Genomic DNA, 20,615 nt, shown 5'->3' with positions numbered 1-20,615 from the left:
CCCGCACCGTCGGTCGACGCGGGGGCCTTCGCCGTATCCCTTCCCCGTGCGGGGGCCGGCGTCACGGCGGACGGCTGTCCGAAGTGCCCTAAATCACTCCGTTTTCGATTCTGCGTGATCCGAACCGAGGCGCTGACCACGGATGATGGAGGGCATGCGCGTCAAGCCCGTCGTCCCGGCCTTCGACCGGCTGGTGGCTTCCGGCCGCCGGCTCACCGAGAGCTGGGCCGGGTCGCCGCGGGCCGTGGACGTGCTCACCGCGCTCGGCTGCCTCGGCCTGATGGCCCTCGACCTCCCGGGTCTCGCCGCCGCCGACAACTCGCTGACCGGGCCCACCGCCGCCGTCGTCCTCGCCCTCGGCTGCGCCACCCTGCTGGTGCGCCGTCGGCAGCCCTGGATCTCGTACCTGGCCGCGCTGCTCTTCATCGGGTGGCTGCACGAGCTCACCCTGATCCAGTTCGCCCTCTACTCGGTCGGCCGCTACCGCGGGCGCCGGGCCGGGATCCTCGCCACGCTCGGCTACGTCGCCTTCGCGCTGGTCATGTTCGTCCTGCCGGGCTGGCCCGAGCCCGCGGGGCAGACCCTCAGCGGGTTCCTCAGCGTGGTCGTGCCCATCGGGGTGCTCGCCTCCGCGGTGGGCATCGCCGCCTACCGGCACGACCTGGTGGGGGAGCTGACCGCCCGGCGGGCCGAGTCCGCCGTGCTCCACGCCGTCCAGCAGGAGCGCACCTCCGTGGCCCGCGACGTCCACGACTTCGTCGGGCGCGAGCTGACCCTGCTCACGGTCCGCTCCGAGGTGCTGTCGATGCGGGCGCGCGAGACGGCGTACGGGCCGGACTTCGAGGAGCTCGCCGACACCGCGCGGCGGGCCCATCTGGTGCTCAACGAGATCATCGTGCAGCGCGGGGAGCGGGCCTCGACCCCGGGCGTGGACGGGCTGCCGGCGCTCGCCGAGGAGAGCGGGCGGGCCGGTTCGCCCGTCCGGCTCGCCATGGACCAGGACGTGCACGGGCTCTCCCCGCTGCGGCAGGCGGCGGTCTATCGGGTGGTGCAGGAGTGCCTGACCAATGCCGCCAAGCACGCGCACGGGGAGACCATCGACGTGTCGATCACGGCGGACGGCCCGCGGCTGCGGATAGCGGTCGGCAACGCGCTGCCGGCCCGGACCCCGGGCCGGGCCCCGGTCTCTGCGGGCTCGGGCACGGCGAGCATGTCCGAGCGCGTACGCAGCCTGGGCGGGACCCTGACGGCGACGCGCACGCGGGACTCGTACGAGGTCGTCGCCACCCTCCCGCGCGGCTGAGCCCTTCCAGGGCCCAGGGCGCGGCTCAGACCTTCGCCGGGGCCGGCAGGCCGCCCAGGGTGTCCAGGTCCTGCACGCACCGGCCGGAGCCCAGCGCCACGCAGTCCAGCGGGTTGTCCGCGACGAAGACCGGGATGCCCGTGGCGGAAGCCATCCGCAGGTCCAGGCCGGGCAGCAGTGCGCCGCCGCCGGTCAGCACGATGCCGTGCTCCGGAGCCGGGGGTGCGGCCGATGGTCTCCTTGGCGTCCGTACCCCCGGCCAGTGCGGTGGTGGTGCCCGCCTTCACGGCGACCACGGACGGCTCATTGAGGACGATGCCGTGCCCCCGTGCGTGGGCGAGGGTGTTGGCGGCGCCCAGGTCGATCCCGATGTCGCGGCTGGATGCTGTCTTATTGCTGCTGGAATGCGGCATTTATCCCCCTGTCTCCTGCCGCAAGGCTTGCATAACGATCCGGTCGCTCCGGGCGCCGGAGGTCCCGAAACGGCCGGGCCGAAAGTCCTCCGGGTCCCCGTCCGTAGACTGGCCCTGTGAGTGACCAGCAGCCCGAGAGCCACGACCGCGACGACAACGACGACCTCGCCGGCACCTTCGACGAGTTCGACCAGATCGTGGCGGAAGAGTCCGACCGCGACCCCGACCTGGCGGTGATCGAGGCCGGTAGCCGCACCCTGCGCGCCCAGGCCGGACCGCCCCAGGGCGACCCGGTACCCGCCATGCCCGTCGACCCCGAGATCGCCAAGGCGCTGCTGGAGGTGGAGCAGGAGCTCGCCACCCGCTGGGGCGAGACCAAGCTGGAGCCCTCGGTCTCGCGGATCGCGGCGCTGATGGACGTGCTGGGCGAGCCGCAGCGCGCGTACCCGTCCATCCACGTCACCGGCACCAACGGCAAGACGAGCACAGCCCGCATGATCGAGGCCCTGCTGAACGCCTTCGAGCTGCGCACCGGGCGCTACACCAGCCCGCACGTGCAGTCGATCACCGAGCGGATCAGCCTCGACGGGGCGCCGATCACCGCCGAGCGGTTCGTCGAGACGTACCACGACATCAAGCCGTACGTGGAGATGGTCGACGCCTCCGAGGAGTACCGGCTGTCCTTCTTCGAGGTGCTCACCGGAATGGCCTACGCGGCCTTCGCGGACGCCCCGGTGGACGTGGCCGTGGTCGAGGTCGGCATGGGCGGCAGCTGGGACGCGACCAACGTCATCGACGCGTCCGTCGCCGTGGTCACCCCGATCAGCCTGGACCACACCGACCGGCTCGGCTCCACGCCCGGTGAGATCGCGGTGGAGAAGGGCGGCATCGTCAAGCAGGACGCGACCGTGATCCTGGCCCAGCAGCCGGTGGACGCGGCGCAGGTGCTGCTGAAGAAGGCCGTCGAGGTGGACGCCACGGTGGCCCGCGAGGGCATGGAGTTCGGCGTCGTCTCGCGCGAGGTCGCGGTCGGCGGCCAGCAGCTGACGCTGCGCGGTGTGGGCGGCGAGTACGACGGCATCTTCCTGCCGCTGTACGGCGCGCACATGGCGCACAACGCGGCGGTGGCGCTGGCCGCCGTCGAGGCCTTCTTCGGGATCGGCCAGGAGCACGCCCGGGTCCTGGACGTGGACACCGTGCGCAAGGCCTTCGCCTCGGTGTCCTCGCCGGGCCGCATGGAGGTCGTGCGGCGCAGCCCGACGGTGGTCCTGGACGCGGCGCACAACCCGGCGGGCGCGGCGGCCACCGCGGAGGCGGTCACCGAGTCCTTCGGCTTCAGCCGGCTGATCGGGGTCGTGGCCGCGAGCGAGGGCAAGGACGTCCGCGGGGTGCTGGAGGCCTTCGAGCCGATCTTCGCGGAGGTGGTGGTGACGGAGAACTCCAGCCACCGGGCGCTGGGAGCGGACGAGCTGGCGGCCGTCGCGGTCGAGGTCTTCGGCGCGGAGCGGGTGCAGGTGGAGCCGCGGCTGGACGACGCCCTGGAGGCGGCGATCACCCTGGCGGAGGAAGAGGCCGAATACGGTGGGGCCGGGGTCCTGGTGACCGGTTCCGTGATCACGGTGGGCGAGGCCCGCCTGCTGCTGAAGAGGGGCTGAGGGATGCGCACGCTGTGTGCGAGCACGCTGATCGGCGAGTTCTTCGTGATCGGCTTCGCGGGGCTGGTGGCGATGAAGGACCCCGATCTGACCCAGGCCGCGGTCTGGACGGTGTGCGGGGTCGCCATGCTGCTGTCGGTGCTGCTGTGCGGGATGCTGTCGCGCCCCGGGGCGGTCCAGCTGGGCTGGGCCCTGCAGATCGGCCTGATCGTGAGCGGGTTCGTCGTCCCGACGATGTTCTTCCTCGGCGCGGTGTTCGCCGGGCTGTGGTGGTGCTCCGTGCACTACGGCCGCAAGATCGACACGATCAAGGCGCGCTGGGCGGCCGCTCAGGAGGCGCCGGGGGCGCCCGGGGCGCCTGACGCTGCGTGACGGGTCACCGGATCGGCCCTGTAGATTCGCCCTACCGCACCCGTTTGCCGCAAGGAGCCGCAACATGACCCAGCGCACCCTCGTCCTGCTCAAGCCCGACGCCGTCCGTCGCGGTCTGGTCGGCGAGATCATCGGCCGCATCGAGCGGAAGGCCGGCTGGAGCATCCCCGCACTGGAGCTGCGTACGCTGGACCAGGAGACCCTGGAGGCGCACTACGGCGAGCACAAGGGCAAGCCGTTCTACGAGCCCCTCATGGGCTTCATGGCGAGCGGCCCGATCGTCGCCCTGGTGGTCGAAGGTGAGCGGGTGATCGAGGGTGTCCGCCAGCTGGCCGGACCCACTGACCCGATCGCCGCGGCACCGGGCTCCATCCGGGGTGATTTCGGCACGATCACGCGTGAGAACCTGATCCACGCCTCGGACTCGGAGGAGTCCGCCGAGCGTGAGCTGAAGCTGTTCTTCCCGGCGCTCTGAGCACTCTTCCCTGACGGAACATCAGCCGAATAGCGCTCATGACCTGGGGCGACCGAAGTAATTTCGGTCGCCCTCCGGTATTTCCGGGCCGAAGCGGGAACGCCTGGGCAGGACACGTCGTCACCACTGAGGGGGCGGGTATCCGTTCCGGCGGGATTGCCGGAGTCCCGTCGCGCGGTCTTCGTACTTGCGGCACTACGATGGGGCCTCCACCCACACACCCACCTCGCCGACCTGACAGCAGCCGCTATCAACTGGAAGGCCAGACGCTCCTCATGGGGAACAAGGGGAACAAAATGTCGTTCATCGGCCGTGACATGGCGATCGACCTCGGGACCGCCAACACGCTGGTGTACGTGAGGGGCCGGGGGATCGTCCTGAACGAGCCGTCCGTGGTCGCCATCAACACGAACACCGGTGGCATCCTGGCGGTCGGCTCGGAGGCGAAGAAGATGATCGGGCGCACGCCCGGCAACATCGTCGCCGTACGGCCCCTCAAGGACGGCGTCATCGCCGACTTCGAGATTACCGAGCGCATGCTCCGGTACTTCATCCTCAAGATCCACAAGCGCCGCTACCTGGCCCGCCCGCGCGTGGTGGTCTGCGTTCCCTCCGGCATCACGGGAGTGGAGCGACGCGCCGTCATCGAGGCGTCCACGCAGGCCGGCGCCCGCCAGGTGCACATCATCGAAGAGCCCATGGCCGCCGCCATCGGCTCGGGCCTGCCCGTCCACGAGGCCACCGGCAACATGGTCGTGGACATCGGCGGCGGCACCACCGAGGTCGCCGTCATCTCCCTCGGCGGAATCGTCACGGCACAGTCCATCCGGGTGGCCGGCGACGAGCTCGACAACGCGATCATCCAGCACATCAAGAAGGAGTACTCGCTCCTGCTGGGCGAGCGCACGGCCGAGCAGATCAAGATCACCATCGGGTCGGCCTACGACCTCGACAAGGACGAGCACACCGAGATCCGCGGTCGCGACCTGGTCTCCGGCCTGCCCAAGACGGTCGTCATCTCGGCCGCCGAGGTGCGCAAGGCCATCGAGGAGCCGGTCAACGCCATCGTCGACGCGGTCAAGACCACGCTCGACAAGTGCCCGCCGGAGCTCTCCGGCGACATCATGGACCGCGGCATCGTCCTGACCGGCGGCGGCGCCCTGCTGCGCGGCCTCGACGAGCGGCTGCGCCGGGAGACCGGCATGCCGATCCACATCGCGGAGGACCCCCTCGACTCCGTCGCGCTCGGCTCCGGCAAGTGCGTCGAGGAGTTCGAGGCCCTCCAGCAGGTCCTGGACGCCCAGCCCCGTCGCTGACAGATGCCCCTCCCTGCCGGGAGGGGCCATGCGGAACACAAGGATCCGCCGTACGGGTGCTACCGGGCCCGTGCGGCGGATCGTTGATATACAGGCAAAAGAGAATTTCGACGAGGAAGGCACGGCCGCCGCACGTGAGGGACACACGAGAAAGCCGGCTGCTCCTGGTGCTTCTGATCGCCATCGCGTTCGCGTTGATCACGGTGGACATCAGGGCAGGCGAGGAGTCGCCGGTCGACGGTGCCCGGCAGGCCGCCGCAGCGGTCTTCGGCCCGGTCGAGGAAGGTGTGGCGACCGCGGTCGACCCGGTCGCCAACGCCATAGGGGCGGTAAGGGACTCCGGCGAGCGCCACAACCGCATCGCCACGCTGGAGCGCGAGAACGCGGCGCTGAAGGCCAAGCTGGGCAGCGAGGGCCAGACCCGCAGCCGCATCCACGAGCTCGACGAGATGCTCAAGCGGGCCGGCGCCGGGCAGTACGGCATCAAGGGCGCCGAGGTCATCGCCATAGGAGCGGCCCAGGGCTTCTCCTGGACCGTCACCATCGACGCCGGCAGCAAGGACGGCATCGAACGCGACATGACCGTCCTCAACGGGGACGGGCTCGTCGGCCGGGTCAGCACCGTCGGCCCCGACACCGCCACCGTCGTCCTCGCCAACGACCCCGACTTCACCGTCGGCACCCGGCTGGAGAAGACCGGTGAACTGGGCTTCGCCACCGGCCAGGGCGACCGCGCCCTGTCCGTCCAGATGCTCAACGGCAAGGCCAAGGTCAGCCCCGGCGACCGGCTCGTCACCTTCGGCTCGCGCGGCAACAAGCCCTTCGTGCCCGGTGTGCCGATCGGCGAGGTGGTCAAGGTCGACCCCTCGCGCGGCGACCTGACCCGCACCGTCTGGGTGCGTCCGTTCGTCGGCTTCTCGCGCCTGGACATCGTCGGCGTCGTCGTGATGCCGCCGCGCGAGGACCCCCGCGACGCGGTGCTGCCGCCCAAGCCCGAGGCACCCAAGCCCACCCCGACGGTCACCGTCACGGTCACCCCGTCCGGGTCCGCCGGCGTGCCCGCCAAGCCGGCCGACGACTAGGAGCAGACCACGCATGCGCTTCAACCGGATCCTGCTCTCGGCCACCCTCGTCGTGGTCGCCCTCGTCATCCAGGTCACCGTCCTGGGCCGGCTCCAACTGCCCGGCGCCGTGCCCGACCTGCTGCTCCTCACGGTCGTCTCGCTCGCACTCGTGTACGGGCACGTCAGCGGTGCGCTCATCGGCTTCGCCGCCGGACTCCTCGCCGACCTGGCCCCGCCCGCCGACCACGCCGCCGGGCGGTACGCGCTCGTGCTGTGCGTCATCGGCTACGTCGCCGGGCTGACCCGCCCCGACGGCGGCCGGTTCCGTTCCGCCTGGGGCCCGATGCTCACCGTCGTCGCCGCCGCGATCGGCTCCACTCTCCTCTACGCGAGTGTGGGCGCCCTCGTCGGCGACACCGCCGCCCGCCACGTGGGTCTGACCGGGCTGCTGTTCACCGCGACCCTCTACGACCTGCTGCTCGCGCCGTTCACCGTGCCGTTCATCATGGCCCTGGCCCGGCGCGCCGAGAACGACCCGATGGCCGTCGAGGCCGGCGGCGGCCCCGCCAACAAGGCCGCCGACGTCTCCGCCGGCTGGCTGGCCGGCGGTACGGGCCTGCGCATCGGCAGCCAGCGCGGCGGCCTGCGCCTGAAGACCGCCCGCTCGCGGGCGAACAAAGCCGTCCGTATAAAGGGGGTCAAGGCGGTCAAGGGTGTGAAGAGCGTCAAAAAGCTGTGAGGGAGGAGCCGTCGTGAGCAACGTTCCGGAGACCGGCCGTACCTCCCGGGTGCAGATCAGGCTCGTCATGATCCAGGTGCTCGTCCTCTCGATGTTCCTCACCCTCGGCGGACGGCTCTGGTACCTCCAGATCCGCAACGGCGACGAGTACTACCACGAGGCGAAGAGCAACCACGTCCAGCGGGTCGTCCAGCCCGCCGTGCGCGGCTCGATCCTCGACGCCCGCGGGGTCCCGCTCGCCGACAACGAGACCCGCCTCGTCGTCTCCGCCAGCCGCACCGCGCTGATGAAGATGAAGGACAAGGGCAAGGGCGTCATGACCCGCCTCGCCGACGTCCTGGACATGACCCCCAAAGAGGTCATGGACAAGGTCCGGCTCTGCGACTCCCAGACGCCCGCGCCCTGCTGGAACGGCTCCCCGTACCAGCCGATCCCGGTCACCCTCGAAGCCACCACGCAGCAGGCGCTGCAGCTGCGCGAACGCCCGGAGGACTTCCCCGGCATCACCGCCGAGCCCACCGCGGTCCGCCGCTACCCGGCCCCCGGCGGGGCCCGTACCGCACAGGTGCTCGGCTATCTCTCGCCGGTCACCGACGAGGAGATCCAGAAGGCCAAGGACTCCGACTCGCCGCACCTGCGGTCCGACCAGGTCGGGCGCTCCGGCATCGAACGCACCTATGACAGGCAGCTGCGCGGCAAGGCGGAGGTCACCTCGTACGAGGTCGACAACCTCGGCCGGGTCATGGGACAGACCAAGTCCGACCGGGGCGTGGCCGGATCCACCCTCGTCACCAGCATCGACGCCCGGGTCCAGGCCGTCGCCGAGTACGAGCTCCAGGACGCGATGAAGGTCGTCCGCAACGAGACCGACAACATCACCGGCCGCAAGTACGAGGCCGACTCGGGCGCCGTCGTCGTCATGGAGGCCAAGACCGGCCGCATCGTCGCCATGGCCTCCCAGCCCGACTACGACCCCAACACCTGGGTCGGCGGCATCTCCGGCAAGGACTACGCCAGGCTCACCAGCAAGGGCTCCAACTACCCGCTGCTCAACCGGGGCATCCAGGGCATGGCCCCCGCGGGCTCCATCTTCAAGGTGGTCTCCGCGAGCGCGGCCGTCCGGGCCGGCTACAAGTTCGACGACAAGTACAACTGCAGCAGCTCCTACAGCCTCGGCGGCCGCAGCTTCGCGAACTTCGAGTCCAAGGGGCACGGCCCCATCACCCTCGGAGACGCCCTCAAGTTCTCCTGCAACACGGTCTTCTACGCCCTGGGCCACAAGGAGTGGCAGCGCGACGGCGGCCTCAGCCCCAAGAACGCCCACGACTGGTTCTACCGGACCGCCCGGGAGTTCGGACTCGGCTCCGAGACCGGGATCGACCTGCCGAACGAGGTCACCGGACGCATCCCCGACCGGAAGTGGAAGCAGAACTTCTGGAAGGCCAACAAGAACGCCTGGTGCAAGCAGGGCAAGCGGGGCGGCACCTACGTCGAGCAGATCGCCTACGAGAGCTGCCTCGAAGGCAACCAGCTGAAGGCCTACGACAGCATCAACTTCGCCATCGGCCAGGGCGACGTCCTCGTCACCCCCATCCAGATGGCCACCGCGTACTCCGCCATCAGCAACGGGGGCACCCTCTACAACCCCACGGTCGGCAAGGCCGTGATCAGCCCCGACGGCAAGCACATCGAGATGATCAAGCCCCAGTCGCACGGCAGGCTGCCGATCGACGCCAAGACCGTCAGCGACCTCGACAAGGGCCTGCGCTCGGTCGTCGAGCCCGGCGGCACCGCCGCCTGGCGGTTCGGCGGCTGGCCGATGGACAAGATCCCGATGCACGCCAAGACCGGTACCGCCCAGGTCTACGGCAAGCAGACCACCTCCTGGCTGGCGACCTACACCAAGGACTTCACGATCGTCATGACGATCTCCCAGGGCGGCACCGGCTCCGGAGCCTCGGGCCCCGCCGTGCGCAACCTCTACAACGCCATCTACGGTCTGACCATGGACGGGAAGCAGGACCTCAAGAAGGCCCTGCTGCTGGGCCCCGAGGCGAAGCTGCCCCGGATCGAGCCCGACGGCTCCATCATTTCCCCGGAGATCCGGCCGTACGTGCCGGCGTCCCCGGAGGATCTGGAGCCGGCCGTGCTCGCAGGGCCGCCCGCACCGCCCGCGGCACGCCAGGACTAAGGGAAGACATGCAGACCGCCAACAAGTTCTCCGTCTCCCGGTACGCGCCCGAGCGCGGGGCGATGGCCAAGCTCACCGCCCGCGACTCGGTGGTGCGCCGGCTCGACTGGCCGATACTCCTCTCCGCGCTCGCCCTCTCCTTCATCGGCGCCCTGCTGGTGTGGTCGGCGACCCGCAACCGGACCACCCTGAACCAGGGGGACCCGTACTACTTCCTGGCCCGGCACGCCCTGAACACCGGCATCGGCCTCGTGCTGATGATCGGCACGATCTGGCTCGGCCACCGCACCCTGCGCGGCGCCGTGCCGATCCTCTACGGGCTCTCCCTCGTGCTGATCCTCGCCGTGCTGACCCCGCTCGGCGCCACCATCAACGGCGCCCACGCGTGGATCGTCATCGGCGGCGGATTCTCCCTCCAGCCGTCCGAGTTCGTGAAGATCACGATCATCCTGGTGATGGCGATGCTGCTGGCCACCCGGGTGGACGCGGGCGACCTCGCCCACCCGGACCACCGCACGGTCGTCAAGGCGCTCTGCCTGGCGGCGGCCCCGATGGGCATCGTCATGCTGATGCCCGACCTCGGCTCCGTGATGGTCATGATCGTGATCGTGCTCGGCGTGCTGCTGGCCTCCGGCGCCTCCAACCGCTGGGTGGTGGGCCTGCTCGGCGCCGGCGCGAGCGGCGCCGTCCTGATATGGCAGCTCGGCGTCCTCGACGAGTACCAGATCAACCGCTTCGCGGCCTTCGCCAACCCCGAGCTCGACCCGGCGGGCGTCGGCTACAACACCAACCAGGCGCGCATCGCGATCGGCTCCGGCGGCCTCACCGGCTCCGGGCTGTTCAAGGGCTCGCAGACCACCGGCCAGTTCGTGCCCGAGCAGCAGACCGACTTCGTCTTCACGGTGGCGGGGGAGGAGCTGGGCTTCATCGGGGCCGGGCTGATCCTGCTGCTGCTCGGCGTCATCCTGTGGCGGTCCTGCATGATCGCCCGGGAGACCACCGAGCTGTACGGGACGATCGTGTGCGCCGGGATCATCGCCTGGTTCGCCTTCCAGTCCTTCGAGAACATCGGGATGACCCTCGGGATCATGCCGGTGGCCGGGCTCCCCCTGCCGTTCGTCTCGTACGGAGGATCGTCGATGTTCGCGGTGTGGGTGGCGATCGGACTACTGCAGTCGATCAAGGTGCAAAGGCCATTGTCAGCCTGATGTTCCGTTCACCCTGCCGACGTGATCCGTTCAGGACTAAGTTCGGTCTATGGCGGACACCAAGCGCGAAATCGAGCGGAAATTCGAGTTCTCCAAGGCCAAATCTGCCCGGCGCGGGGTGCCGGACCTGACGGGCACGGCCGCCATCGCAGCCGTCTCCGACCAGGGCACCGTCGACCTCGACGCCGTCTACTACGACACCCCCGACCAGCGGCTCGCCGCCGACGGTCTCACCCTGAGGCGCAGAACGGGTGGCGCGGACGAGGGCTGGCACCTCAAACTGCCCGTCTCCCCGGGAGTGCGCGACGAGATCGGGGCCGCGCTCAGCGACACGGTCCCGCCCTCCCTCGCCGCCCTCGTCCGCTCCCGCGTCCGCGGCGCCGGGCTCCAGCCGCAGGTCAGGCTCCTCTCCTCACGCCGCGTCAGCCATCTGCTCGACGCCGACGGGGCCCTGCTCGCGGAACTGAGCACCGACGCCGTCCTCGCCGAGCGCGGCGAGGCCACCGCCGCCTGGACCGAGGTCGAGGTGGAACTCGCCGACGGCGTCGACCCCGAACTGCTCGACGCCGTGGAGAAGACCTTCCGCAAGGCCGGACTCCGGGTCTCCGACGCCCCCTCGAAGCTCGCCCGGGCCCTCGCCGAGACCGCGGCCGAGCCCCCGGCCCGGCCCGAGAGCGGCGGCCCCGAGGGCACCACGGGCGCGCACGTGCTCGCGTACCTGCGCGAACAGCGCGACGCGCTCGTCGCCCAGGACCCGGCCGTGCGGCGCGGGCTGCCGGACTCCGTCCACCAGATGCGGGTCGCGAGCCGCCGGATCCGCAGCGCCTTCAAGACGTACCGCAAGGTGATCGACCGGGCGGCCACCGACCCGATCGGCGAGGAACTGCGCTGGCTCGCCGCCGAGCTCGGCGTCGACCGCGACCAGGAGGTGCTGCTGGAGCGGATCCAGAACCACCTCGGTGAGCTGCCCCGCACCCTCATGACCGGCCCGGTCCGCAGCAGGCTGCGGACGTGGAACACCGCCCGGCGCACCGGATCGCGTCGCCGCGTCCTGGCCGCCCTGGACGGCAAGCGGTACCTCGTCCTGCTGGACGCCCTCGACGCCGTGCTGGAAACCCCGCCGCTGAAGAAGGCCGCCGCCCGCTCCCCGGAGGCGGTCCTGCCGAAGGCGGTGCTGCGCGACTACGAGCGCCTCGCCGCCCGGGTCGGGACGGCGCTCACCCAGGAGCCGGGCCATGAGCGTGACCTGGCCCTGCACGAGGCCCGCAAGGCGGCCAAACGCGCCCGGTACGCGGCGGAGGCGGCGGCGCCCGCGCTCGGCAAACCGGCCGAGCACCTGGCCAAGTCGGTGAAGAAGGTGCAGTCCCTGCTCGGTGACCACCAGGACAGCGTGGTGGCCCGCGAGGCCCTGCGCGGCCTCGCCGTCCAGGCGACGGGCGCCGGCGAGTCCGCGTTCACCTGGGGCGTGCTCTACGCCCGCGAGGAAGCCCTGGCCGAGCGGAGCGAGCGGGAACTTCCGGACATCTGGGCGGAGGCCTCCGACCCCGCGCTGCGGGCTCCACTGGAATGATCATGTGGGTGGGGGCGGCCGAGCCTCGGGGTACGCTAGATAGCTGCCCCCCGCCCGCTTCACGAAAGTCGCGTGATGACCGAGTCGGTCTTCCCTCAGCTTGAGGCCCTGCTTCCGCACGTGCAGAAGCCCATCCAGTACGTCGGCGGTGAACTCAACTCCACGGTCAAGGAGTGGGAGAGCTGCGACGTCCGCTGGGCCCTCATGTACCCGGACGCGTACGAAGTCGGGCTGCCCAACCAGGGCGTCATGATCCTGTACGAGGTGCTCAACGAGCGCGAGGGCGTCCTCGCCGAGCGCACCTACAGCGTGTGGCCCGACCTCGAAGAACTGATGCGCGAGCACAAGGTGCCGCAGTTCACCGTGGACAGCCACCGCCCGGTCTCCGCCTTCGACGTGTTCGGCCTGTCCTTCTCCACGGAGCTGGGCTACACCAACATGCTCACGGCCCTGGACCTCGCCGGCATCCCCCTGGAGGCCCGCAACCGTACCGTCGACCACCCGATCGTCCTCGCGGGCGGCCACGCGGCCTTCAACCCCGAGCCGATCGCGGAGTTCATCGACTGCGCGGTCATCGGCGACGGCGAGCAGGCCGTCCTCGACATGACCGAGATCATCCGCACCTGGAAGGCCGAGGGGCGGCCGGGCGGGCGCGAAGAGGTCCTCCTCCGTCTCGCCAAGACCGGCAACGTCTACGTCCCCGGCTTCTACGACGTCGAGTACCTGCCGGACGGCCGCATCGGCCGTGTCGTGCCCAACCGCTCCGGCGTGCCGTGGCGCGTGTCCAAGCACACGGTCATGGACCTCGACGAGTGGCCCTACCCCAAGCAGCCCCTGGTCCCGCTCGCCGAGACCGTCCACGAGCGCATGTCCGTGGAGATCTTCCGCGGCTGCACCCGCGGCTGCCGTTTCTGCCAGGCCGGCATGATCACGCGCCCCGTGCGGGAGCGAAGCATCACCGGCATCGGCGAAATGGTGGAGAAGGGCCTGAAGGCCACCGGCTTCGAGGAGGTCGGCCTCCTCTCCCTGTCCTCCGCGGACCACACGGAGATCGCCGACATCGCCAAGGGTCTCGCCGACCGCTACACGGACGACAAGGTGGGCCTGTCCCTGCCGTCGACCCGCGTGGACGCGTTCAACGTGGACCTGGCCAACGAGCTGACCCGCAACGGTCGCCGCTCCGGCCTGACCTTCGCCCCCGAGGGCGGCTCCGAGCGCATGCGCAAGGTCATCAACAAGATGGTCTCGGAAGAGGACCTGATCCGGACCGTCTCCACCGCGTACGGCAACGGCTGGCGCCAGGTGAAGCTGTACTTCATGTGCGGCCTGCCCACCGAGACCGACGAGGACGTACTCCAGATCGGCGACATGGCGGTCAACGTCATCGCCAAGGGGCGCGAGGTCTCCGGCCAGAACGACATCCGCTGCACGGTGTCCATCGGCGGATTCGTGCCCAAGCCGCACACCCCGTTCCAGTGGGCGCCGCAGCTGTCGGCCGAGGAGACGGACGCCCGCCTGGGCAAGCTCCGCGACAAGATCCGCGGCGACAAGAAGTACGGCCGCTCCATCGGCTTCCGCTACCACGACGGCAAGCCGGGCATCGTCGAGGGCCTGCTCTCGCGCGGTGACCGCCGCATCGGCGACGTCATCCGCGCCGTGTACGAGTCGGGCGGCCGCTTCGACGGCTGGCGCGAGCACTTCAGCTACGACCGCTGGATGGAGGCGGCCGAGAAGACCCTGCCCGCCTACGGCGTGGACGTGGCCTGGTACACGACCCGCGAGCGCACCTACGAGGAGGTCCTGCCCTGGGACCACCTGGACTCCGGTCTCGACAAGGACTGGCTCTGGGAGGACTGGCAGGACGCCCTCGACGAGACCGAGGTCGACGACTGCCGCTGGACCCCGTGCTTCGACTGTGGCGTGTGTCCTCAGCTCGACACGCACATCCAGATCGGCCCGACCGGCAAGAAGCTCCTGCCGCTGTCGGTCGTGAAGTAACCCTTGGGTCACGAGAGGCCCCCGCCCGCAACGGGTGGGGGCCTCCGCCGTGTCCTTCACTGCATGGAAACGGACAAGCGACCTCCGGTCGGCGGCGGCGACGGGTGCCTGGTGGGCGTCATCAGGGTCCCCGTCAAGATCGTCGCCGTACTCGTCGTACTGCCCGTACGAGTGGTTTGGGAACTGCTGGTCGCCGGGGGCCGGGCTGCGCACCGGCACGTCCTGCGGCCGCTGTACGTCCATGTCATCGAGCCGTTGCTCCGGGCGCTGGGATGGCTGCTGACCACCCTGCTCAAGCTGGTCTTCGTCTGGCCGTGGGTCGGGCTCTGGCGGTACGTGCTCACCCCGGTCGGCCAGGGACTGGCATGGCTGTGCCGCGGCGCGTACGACCACCTGCTCGCGCCGGCCGGGCGGTTCCTGGGCGCCTACGTGCTGCGTCCGCTCGGCGGGGCGCTCGCCTGGCTGGGCCGGGGCGGCATGCGCTACCTGCTCGCGCCCCTCGCCAAGGGCGTCGGCTGGATCGGATGGGCCCTCGGCATGACGCTGTTCGTCTGGCCGTGGGTCGGGCTGTGGCGCTACGTGCTCGCACCCGTCGGCCGCGGGATCGCATGGCTGGCCGCGGTGGTCCACCGGTACGTGCTGCGGCCGGTCGGGCTGGGTCTCGTGTGGCTGGTGGTCGCGGTGTACCGGTATCTGCTGCGGCCGGTCGGGCTGGGCTTCGCGTGGCTGGTGGTCGCCGTGTACCGGTATCTGCTGCGGCCGGTCGGGCTGGGCTTCGCGTGGCTGGTGGTCGCCGTGTACCGGTATCTGCTGCGGCCCTTCGGGCTCGGCCTCGGGTGGCTGGCCATCGGCCTGTACCGGTACGTGCTCGCACCGGCCGGACGGGTCCTCGTATGGGCCTGGCACGTGGCCGGGCTGATCACCCGCGCCCTGTGGCGCGGACTCAAACGGATCGGCTGGGTGCTGATCGGGTGGCCCGCGTCCCAGGTGTACCGGCACGTGCTCACCCCCGTCGGGCACGCCGTCCGCGAGGTCTGGCGGACCGGCCGCGCCGCGGTCCGTGAGGCGCGGGCCACCGTACGCCGTGCGCTGTTCGGTACTCCTCCCGTGGAACCGGCGAGGTCACGGGCGCGTACTCTGGGTAGTACGACAGCCGCCGACGCGGCACCCGCTGACGAGATCTCCCTGCCCCGACGGCAGGGGTGAGCCGGAGCGGGTCGACAGACCTCAGGGCGACGCGCGAGCCGCGGAGCCCCGCACAAGGAGAAGAACCACTGGGCAAGCGACAGCCCGAAGGCCCGCCTCCCGCACCGGTGGTGCAGCGCATCCGACTGCGCTACACCAAGCGCGGCCGCCTCCGGTTCACCAGTCACCGTGACTTCCAGCGCGCCTTCGAGCGGGCCCTGCGCCGCGCCGAGGTGCCGATGGCGTACTCGGCCGGCTTCACCCCGCACCCGCGCGTCTCGTACGCGAACGCCGCCCCGACCGGCACCGGCAGCGAGGCCGAGTACCTGGAGATCGGGCTCGCCGAGCCCCGCGACCCCGAGAAGCTCCGTGAGCTGCTCGACGAGTCGATGCCCACCGGACTCGACATCATCGACGCCGTCGAGGCCCGCACCTCGGGCCTCGCGGACCGGCTGACCGCCTCCGTGTGGGAGCTGCGCCTGGACGGCGTGGAGCTCGCCGAGGCCGAACGGGCCGTGACGGCCTTCCTCGCCGCCGAGAACGTGGAGGTGCAGCGCCGGACCAAGAACGGAATGCGGACCTTCGACACGCGCGGCGCGGTCGTCAGTCTGGAAGCGCTTCCCGCCCCGGCTGATAGGCCGCTGGACAATGCCTGTGCGATACTGCGGCTGGTTGTTCGGCATCTGACACCTGCCGTGCGACCCGACGACGTCCTGTCCGGTCTCCGAGCTGTGGCCGACCTGGCGCCGCCGGTCCCCTCAGCGGTGACCAGGCTGGCGCAGGGGCTCTTCGACGAGGAGTCCGGCACGGTGACCGACCCGCTCGCGCCCGACCGCGAGGCTGACACGGCCGCCCCACCCACGGCCGCCGTAGCAGCCGACGCGAAGGCGCCGGAAGGTCCCGCCGCGTAAGGAACGCCGTCGTCGCGCAGCCCTGGTACTCGGGAGCCACCTGGGTCGGGCCGCGCACTGACCTGAAGACTTCCGCCAGGCCGTACGGACAACACGTACGGAACCGGCGGCCATGGACTAGAGCTCCCGTGTGGCGAACGCGCCCCGGAGGCCGGTTCCGCGCTCATTACGCGGAGCCGTGCCGGACCGGAAGTCAGCCGCGGCGCCCGGGAGCGTGACGGGAGAACCGCCCGCAATGCTCAACAACGAAAACGACATCACTTCTGCTGGTAGCGCCGACAGCTCCAGCCCCAGCGACAACCTGCCGCCGCGCCGTCGCCGCCGTGCCGCGTCCCGGCCCGCGGGCCCGCCCGGTGGCGCCGTCGCCGAGACGGCCCCGGTGACCGAGGCCGCCCCGGCCGCCCCCGCCGAAGAGGCCGCTCCGGCCGCCGCCCCCGCTCGTCCCCGCCGCCGCGCGACCCGTGCCGTGGCCGCCCCGGCGACCCCGGCCGCCGACGCCGTCGTCGAGACCCCGGCCGCCGAGCCCGTGGCCGCAGCCGCCCCGGTCGCCGAGGAGCCCGCCGCTCCCGCTCCGCGGACCCGCCGCCGCGCCACCCGCGCCGTCGCCGCCCCGGAGGCTCCCGCTGCCGTGGCCGAGGCCGCGCCCGTGGTCGAGGAGGAGGCTCCGGCCGCCCCCGCTCCGCGTGCCCGTCGTCGTGCCACCCGCGCCGTCGCGGCTCCGGCCGCCGAGGCCGCCGCTGTGGTGGAGGCTCCGGCCGCCGAGGCTCCCGCGCCCGTGGTCGAGGAGGAGGCTCCGGCCGCTCCGGCCCCGCGTGCCCGTCGTCGTGCCACCCGCGCCGTTACCGCCCCGGCCGCCGAAGCCGTCGCCGAGGCTCCCGCCGCCGAGCCCGCGCCCGTCGTGGAGGAGGCCCCCAAGGCCGCCCGCGCCGTGACCGTCGCCGACGCGGTGGACTCGCCCAAGCGCGGCGGCCGCCGCCGCGCCACCCGCTCCGCCGCTCCGGCCGCCGCCCCGCAGCCCGTCGCCGAGAGCGCCGAGCCCGCCGCCCCGGCCCGCGCCCGCCGCGCCGCGCGTCCCGCCGTCGCCGTCTTCCAGGCCCCGGTCTTCGCCGAGCCGATGTTCCAGACCCCCGAGACCGCTGCCATGGCCGCCGCGGCCGCTCGCGCCGCCGCCCCGGCCGAAGAGGTCGAGGAGGAAGAGGAGACCGAGTTCGAGGCCGAGGTCACCACGGCCCCCGTCGCGCAGCCCGCCGGCCGCCGCCGTCGCCGTGGGCGCGGCGCCGCCGAGTCCGCTCCGGTCGCCGAGTCCGCCCCGGTCTCCCTTCCCGAGGTGCTCGCGGAGGAGGAGCCGGAGGCCGAGGCCGCCGAGCTCGACGAGGAGTCCGGCGAGTTCGAAGAGGGCGACGAGTCGGGCGAGCGCCCGTCGCGCCGCCGCCGGCGCGGTGGCCGTCGCCGCCGTCGCGGTGAGTCCGCCGACCTCGACGAGTCCGCCGAGGACGAGGCCGAGGCCGCAGAGCAGGACGCCGCCGAGCAGGACGCCGAGGAGGAAGAGGACGAGGAGGCCGACGAGGCCCTCGGCTCCAGCTCCAGCCGCCGTCGCCGCCGTCGCCGTCGCCGCAGTGGCGAGGGCCCTGCCGAGGCAGCCGAAGCGGGCGACGAGGACGGCGTGCGTACCGTCGTCAAGGTCCGCGAGCCGCGCCCCGCGCGGGAGAAGGCCGAGTCCTCCGACGAGGTCCAGTCCATCAAGGGCTCGACCCGCCTGGAGGCGAAGAAGCAGCGCCGCCGCGAGGGCCGCGAGCAGGGCCGCCGCCGCGTGCCGATCATCACCGAGGCCGAGTTCCTGGCCCGCCGTGAGGCCGTCGAGCGCGTCATGGTCGTCCGCCAGGCCGGCGAGCGCACCCAGATCGGCGTCCTCGAGGACAACGTGCTCGTCGAGCACTACGTCAACAAGGAAGAGGCCACCTCGTACGTCGGCAACGTCTACCTGGGCAAGGTCCAGAACGTGCTGCCGTCGATGGAGGCCGCCTTCATCGACATCGGCAAGGGCCGCAACGCCGTCCTGTACGCCGGTGAGGTCAACTTCGAGGCGCTCGGCATGGCCAACGGGCCGCGCCGCATCGAGTCCGCCCTCAAGTCCGGCCAGTCGGTCCTGGTGCAGGTCACCAAGGACCCGATCGGCCACAAGGGCGCCCGCCTGACCAGCCAGGTCTCGCTGCCCGGCCGCTACCTGGTCTACGTGCCCGAGGGCTCGATGACCGGCATCAGCCGCAAGCTGCCCGACACCGAGCGCGCGCGTCTGAAGACCATCCTCAAGAAGATCGTCCCCGAGGACGCGGGCGTCATCGTGCGTACCGCCGCCGAGGGCGCGAGCGAGGACGAGCTGCGCCGCGACGTCGAGCGTCTGCAGGCCCAGTGGGAGGACATCCAGAAGAAGTCGAAGCAGATCTCGACCTCTTCGCCGAGCCTGCTGTACGGCGAGCCGGACATGACCGTCCGCGTCGTGCGCGACATCTTCAACGAGGACTTCTCGAAGGTCATCGTCAGCGGCGACGGCGCCTGGGAGACCATCCACGGCTACGTGAACCACGTGGCCCCGGACCTGGGCGACCGGCTGTCCCGCTGGACCTCCGAGGTCGACGTCTTCGCGACGTACCGGATCGACGAGCAGCTCGCCAAGGCGCTCGACCGTAAGGTGTGGCTGCCCTCGGGCGGCTCGCTTGTGATCGACAAGACCGAGGCGATGATCGTCATCGACGTCAACACCGGCAAGTTCACCGGTCAGGGCGGCAACCTCGAAGAGACCGTCACCAGGAACAACCTGGAGGCGGCCGAGGAGATCGTGCGCCAGCTGCGGCTGCGCGACCTGGGCGGCATCGTCGTCATCGACTTCATCGACATGGTCCTGGAGTCCAACCGCGACCTGGTCCTGCGGCGCATGCTGGAGTGCCTGGGCCGCGACCGTACGAAGCACCAGGTGGCCGAGGTCACCTCGCTGGGCCTGGTCCAGATGACCCGCAAGCGGGTGGGCCAGGGTCTGCTGGAGTCCTTCTCCGAGACCTGCGTCCACTGCAACGGCCGCGGTGTCATCGTCCACATGGAGACCCCGACCGTGATCGGCGGCGGTGGCAACGGCAAGCGCTCCAAGCGCCGCGGTGGCCGCACCGAGTTCGACCAGCACGACCACGAGGTCGAGACGGTCGACACGGAGGGTTTTGAATCCGAGGCGGAGGTGGCTGCCGAGGCCGCCGCGCCGCGCGCCCTGCCCGAGCCGGAGTTCGTCGCGGACGAGGAGCTCTACAGCAGCCCGGCCGAGGCCGAGGCCGCCGCGGGCATCAGCAGCCGCCGCAACCGGCGCCGCGCCACCCGTAAGGCCACCGCTCCGGCGGGCGCCCCACGCGGTGCGGCCGCTCCGGTCGAGGCCCCGGCCCCGGCCCCCGTCGTGGACGAGCCGGTGACCGAGCCGGCCGAGACGGTGCTGGAGCCGGCTCCCGAGTTCGCCGCCGAGACCGCTCCGGTCGTCGAGACCGCCGAGGCCGCGGAGGCGGCCCCGGAGGCCGCGCCGAAGGGCCGTACCCGTCGCCGCGCGACCCGTAAGGCCACCGCCCCGGCGGGTGCCCCGGCCCCCGCGGCCGAGGTGGCCCCGGAGCCGGAGCCGGTCGTCGTGCCGGAGCCCGAGCCCGTCGTCGAGCCCGAGCCGCAGCCCGAGCCGCAGCCCGAGCCCGAGGTCGCCGTCGTTGCCGTCGCCGAGGCCGAGGAGGCCCCCGTCGTGGAGGCCGCTCCGGCCCGTCCGCGTCGCCGTGCCACCCGTAAGGCCACCGCACCCGCCGGTTCCCCGGCAGGCGCGGCAGAGGCCGCGGTGCTGGTCGTCGAGGCCGCGGTGACCGAGGCCCCGGCGACCGAGACCGCAGCGCCCGCCGAGGACGCCGCACCGGTGGCCGAGGAGGCCGTACCGGCCAAGAAGGCCGCCAGGAAGGCTCCGGCCAAGAAGGCGACCGCGGCGAAGAAGGCCCCGGCCAAGAAGGCGGCGGCCGCCAAGAAGACCGTGGCCAAGAAGGCGGCCACGACCAAGAAGACCGCGGTGAAGCGGGCGACGAAGAAGACCGCGGCGGCGGAGCAGCAGACGCTCCCGTCCGTCTCGGCTCCGACCGAAGCCTGATCCACCGCTGAGTGACACAGCGGCCGTGGGCCCCGCCGAGTGGCGGGGCCCACGGCCGTAGG

The 20,615-nt window shown here is 71.6% G+C and carries 14 protein-coding genes and 2 pseudogenes; 14 read left to right on the top strand and 2 right to left on the bottom strand.

Features of this window, described 5'->3' with window-relative positions:
* Positions 1-154: 154 nt before the first annotated feature.
* Entirely contained in the window at positions 155-1,303 is a 1,149-nt protein-coding gene (locus tag ACFY04_RS03485) for a sensor histidine kinase (RefSeq protein WP_389114001.1), read from the top strand.
* A 25-nt stretch (positions 1,304-1,328) separates the two neighbouring features.
* Here the strand turns inward: ACFY04_RS03485 and ACFY04_RS03480 are convergent.
* Together ACFY04_RS03480 and ACFY04_RS03475 are read right to left on the bottom strand one after the other, a co-directional pair.
* Positions 1,329-1,520: pseudogene (locus tag ACFY04_RS03480) on the bottom strand (rod shape-determining protein); the annotation flags it as partial.
* 55 nt (positions 1,521-1,575) lie between these two features.
* Positions 1,576-1,716 (bottom strand): annotated as a pseudogene (locus ACFY04_RS03475) (rod shape-determining protein); the annotation flags it as partial.
* A gap of 116 nt (positions 1,717-1,832) precedes the next feature.
* Here ACFY04_RS03475 and ACFY04_RS03470 point away from each other — a divergent pair.
* The 13 genes from ACFY04_RS03470 to ACFY04_RS03410 all read left to right on the top strand — a co-directional run bounded on the left by ACFY04_RS03470 (position 1,833) and on the right by ACFY04_RS03410 (position 20,553).
* Positions 1,833-3,371 carry a bifunctional folylpolyglutamate synthase/dihydrofolate synthase gene (locus ACFY04_RS03470; protein WP_389114000.1) on the top strand — a complete coding sequence of 513 codons (1,539 nt, stop codon included), beginning with the start codon at positions 1,833-1,835 and terminating at the stop codon, positions 3,369-3,371.
* Positions 3,372-3,374: 3 nt separating this feature from the next.
* Positions 3,375-3,743, top strand: a complete 369-nt coding sequence (locus ACFY04_RS03465) for a DUF4233 domain-containing protein (RefSeq protein ID WP_389113999.1) — start codon at positions 3,375-3,377, stop codon at positions 3,741-3,743.
* A gap of 64 nt (positions 3,744-3,807) precedes the next feature.
* A complete protein-coding gene (gene ndk, locus ACFY04_RS03460; protein WP_389113998.1) occupies positions 3,808-4,218 on the top strand; it encodes a nucleoside-diphosphate kinase in 411 nt (136 codons plus the stop codon).
* Positions 4,219-4,514: 296 nt separating this feature from the next.
* Positions 4,515-5,534, top strand: coding sequence for a rod shape-determining protein (locus tag ACFY04_RS03455; protein WP_008738981.1), 1,020 nt, complete (start codon positions 4,515-4,517; stop codon positions 5,532-5,534).
* Between the two features lie 134 nt (positions 5,535-5,668).
* A complete protein-coding gene (gene mreC / locus ACFY04_RS03450; protein ID WP_389113997.1) occupies positions 5,669-6,616 on the top strand; it encodes a rod shape-determining protein MreC in 948 nt (315 codons plus the stop codon).
* 13 nt (positions 6,617-6,629) lie between these two features.
* Entirely contained in the window at positions 6,630-7,337 is a 708-nt protein-coding gene (mreD, locus tag ACFY04_RS03445) for a rod shape-determining protein MreD (protein ID WP_389113996.1), read from the top strand.
* Between the two features lie 13 nt (positions 7,338-7,350).
* Complete coding sequence (mrdA, locus tag ACFY04_RS03440) at positions 7,351-9,528, top strand: penicillin-binding protein 2 (RefSeq protein WP_389113995.1); 2,178 nt, start codon at positions 7,351-7,353, stop codon at positions 9,526-9,528.
* 8 nt (positions 9,529-9,536) lie between these two features.
* Positions 9,537-10,736, top strand: a complete 1,200-nt coding sequence (gene rodA / locus ACFY04_RS03435) for a rod shape-determining protein RodA (protein WP_389113994.1) — start codon at positions 9,537-9,539, stop codon at positions 10,734-10,736.
* Between the two features lie 49 nt (positions 10,737-10,785).
* On the top strand, positions 10,786-12,306 hold the full coding sequence (locus ACFY04_RS03430; RefSeq protein ID WP_389113993.1) for a CHAD domain-containing protein: 1,521 nt from the start codon (positions 10,786-10,788) through the stop codon (positions 12,304-12,306).
* Between the two features lie 72 nt (positions 12,307-12,378).
* Complete coding sequence (locus tag ACFY04_RS03425) at positions 12,379-14,304, top strand: TIGR03960 family B12-binding radical SAM protein (RefSeq protein WP_314244789.1); 1,926 nt, start codon at positions 12,379-12,381, stop codon at positions 14,302-14,304.
* Positions 14,305-14,367: 63 nt separating this feature from the next.
* Positions 14,368-15,510, top strand: a complete 1,143-nt coding sequence (locus tag ACFY04_RS03420) for a hypothetical protein (protein ID WP_389113992.1) — start codon at positions 14,368-14,370, stop codon at positions 15,508-15,510.
* 110 nt (positions 15,511-15,620) lie between these two features.
* Positions 15,621-16,400 carry a TIGR03936 family radical SAM-associated protein gene (locus ACFY04_RS03415; protein ID WP_389113991.1) on the top strand — a complete coding sequence of 260 codons (780 nt, stop codon included), beginning with the start codon at positions 15,621-15,623 and terminating at the stop codon, positions 16,398-16,400.
* A 235-nt stretch (positions 16,401-16,635) separates the two neighbouring features.
* On the top strand, positions 16,636-20,553 hold the full coding sequence (locus tag ACFY04_RS03410) for a ribonuclease E/G (protein ID WP_389113990.1): 3,918 nt from the start codon (positions 16,636-16,638) through the stop codon (positions 20,551-20,553).
* The last annotated feature ends 62 nt before the right edge of the window (positions 20,554-20,615 follow it).

This window comes from Streptomyces sp. NPDC001549, assembly GCF_042894025.1.
GTDB lineage: Bacteria > Actinomycetota > Actinomycetes > Streptomycetales > Streptomycetaceae > Streptomyces > Streptomyces kutzneri.
Note: the sequence above shows the minus strand (reverse complement) of the source record. Positions and strands in the feature narration are given on the sequence as shown.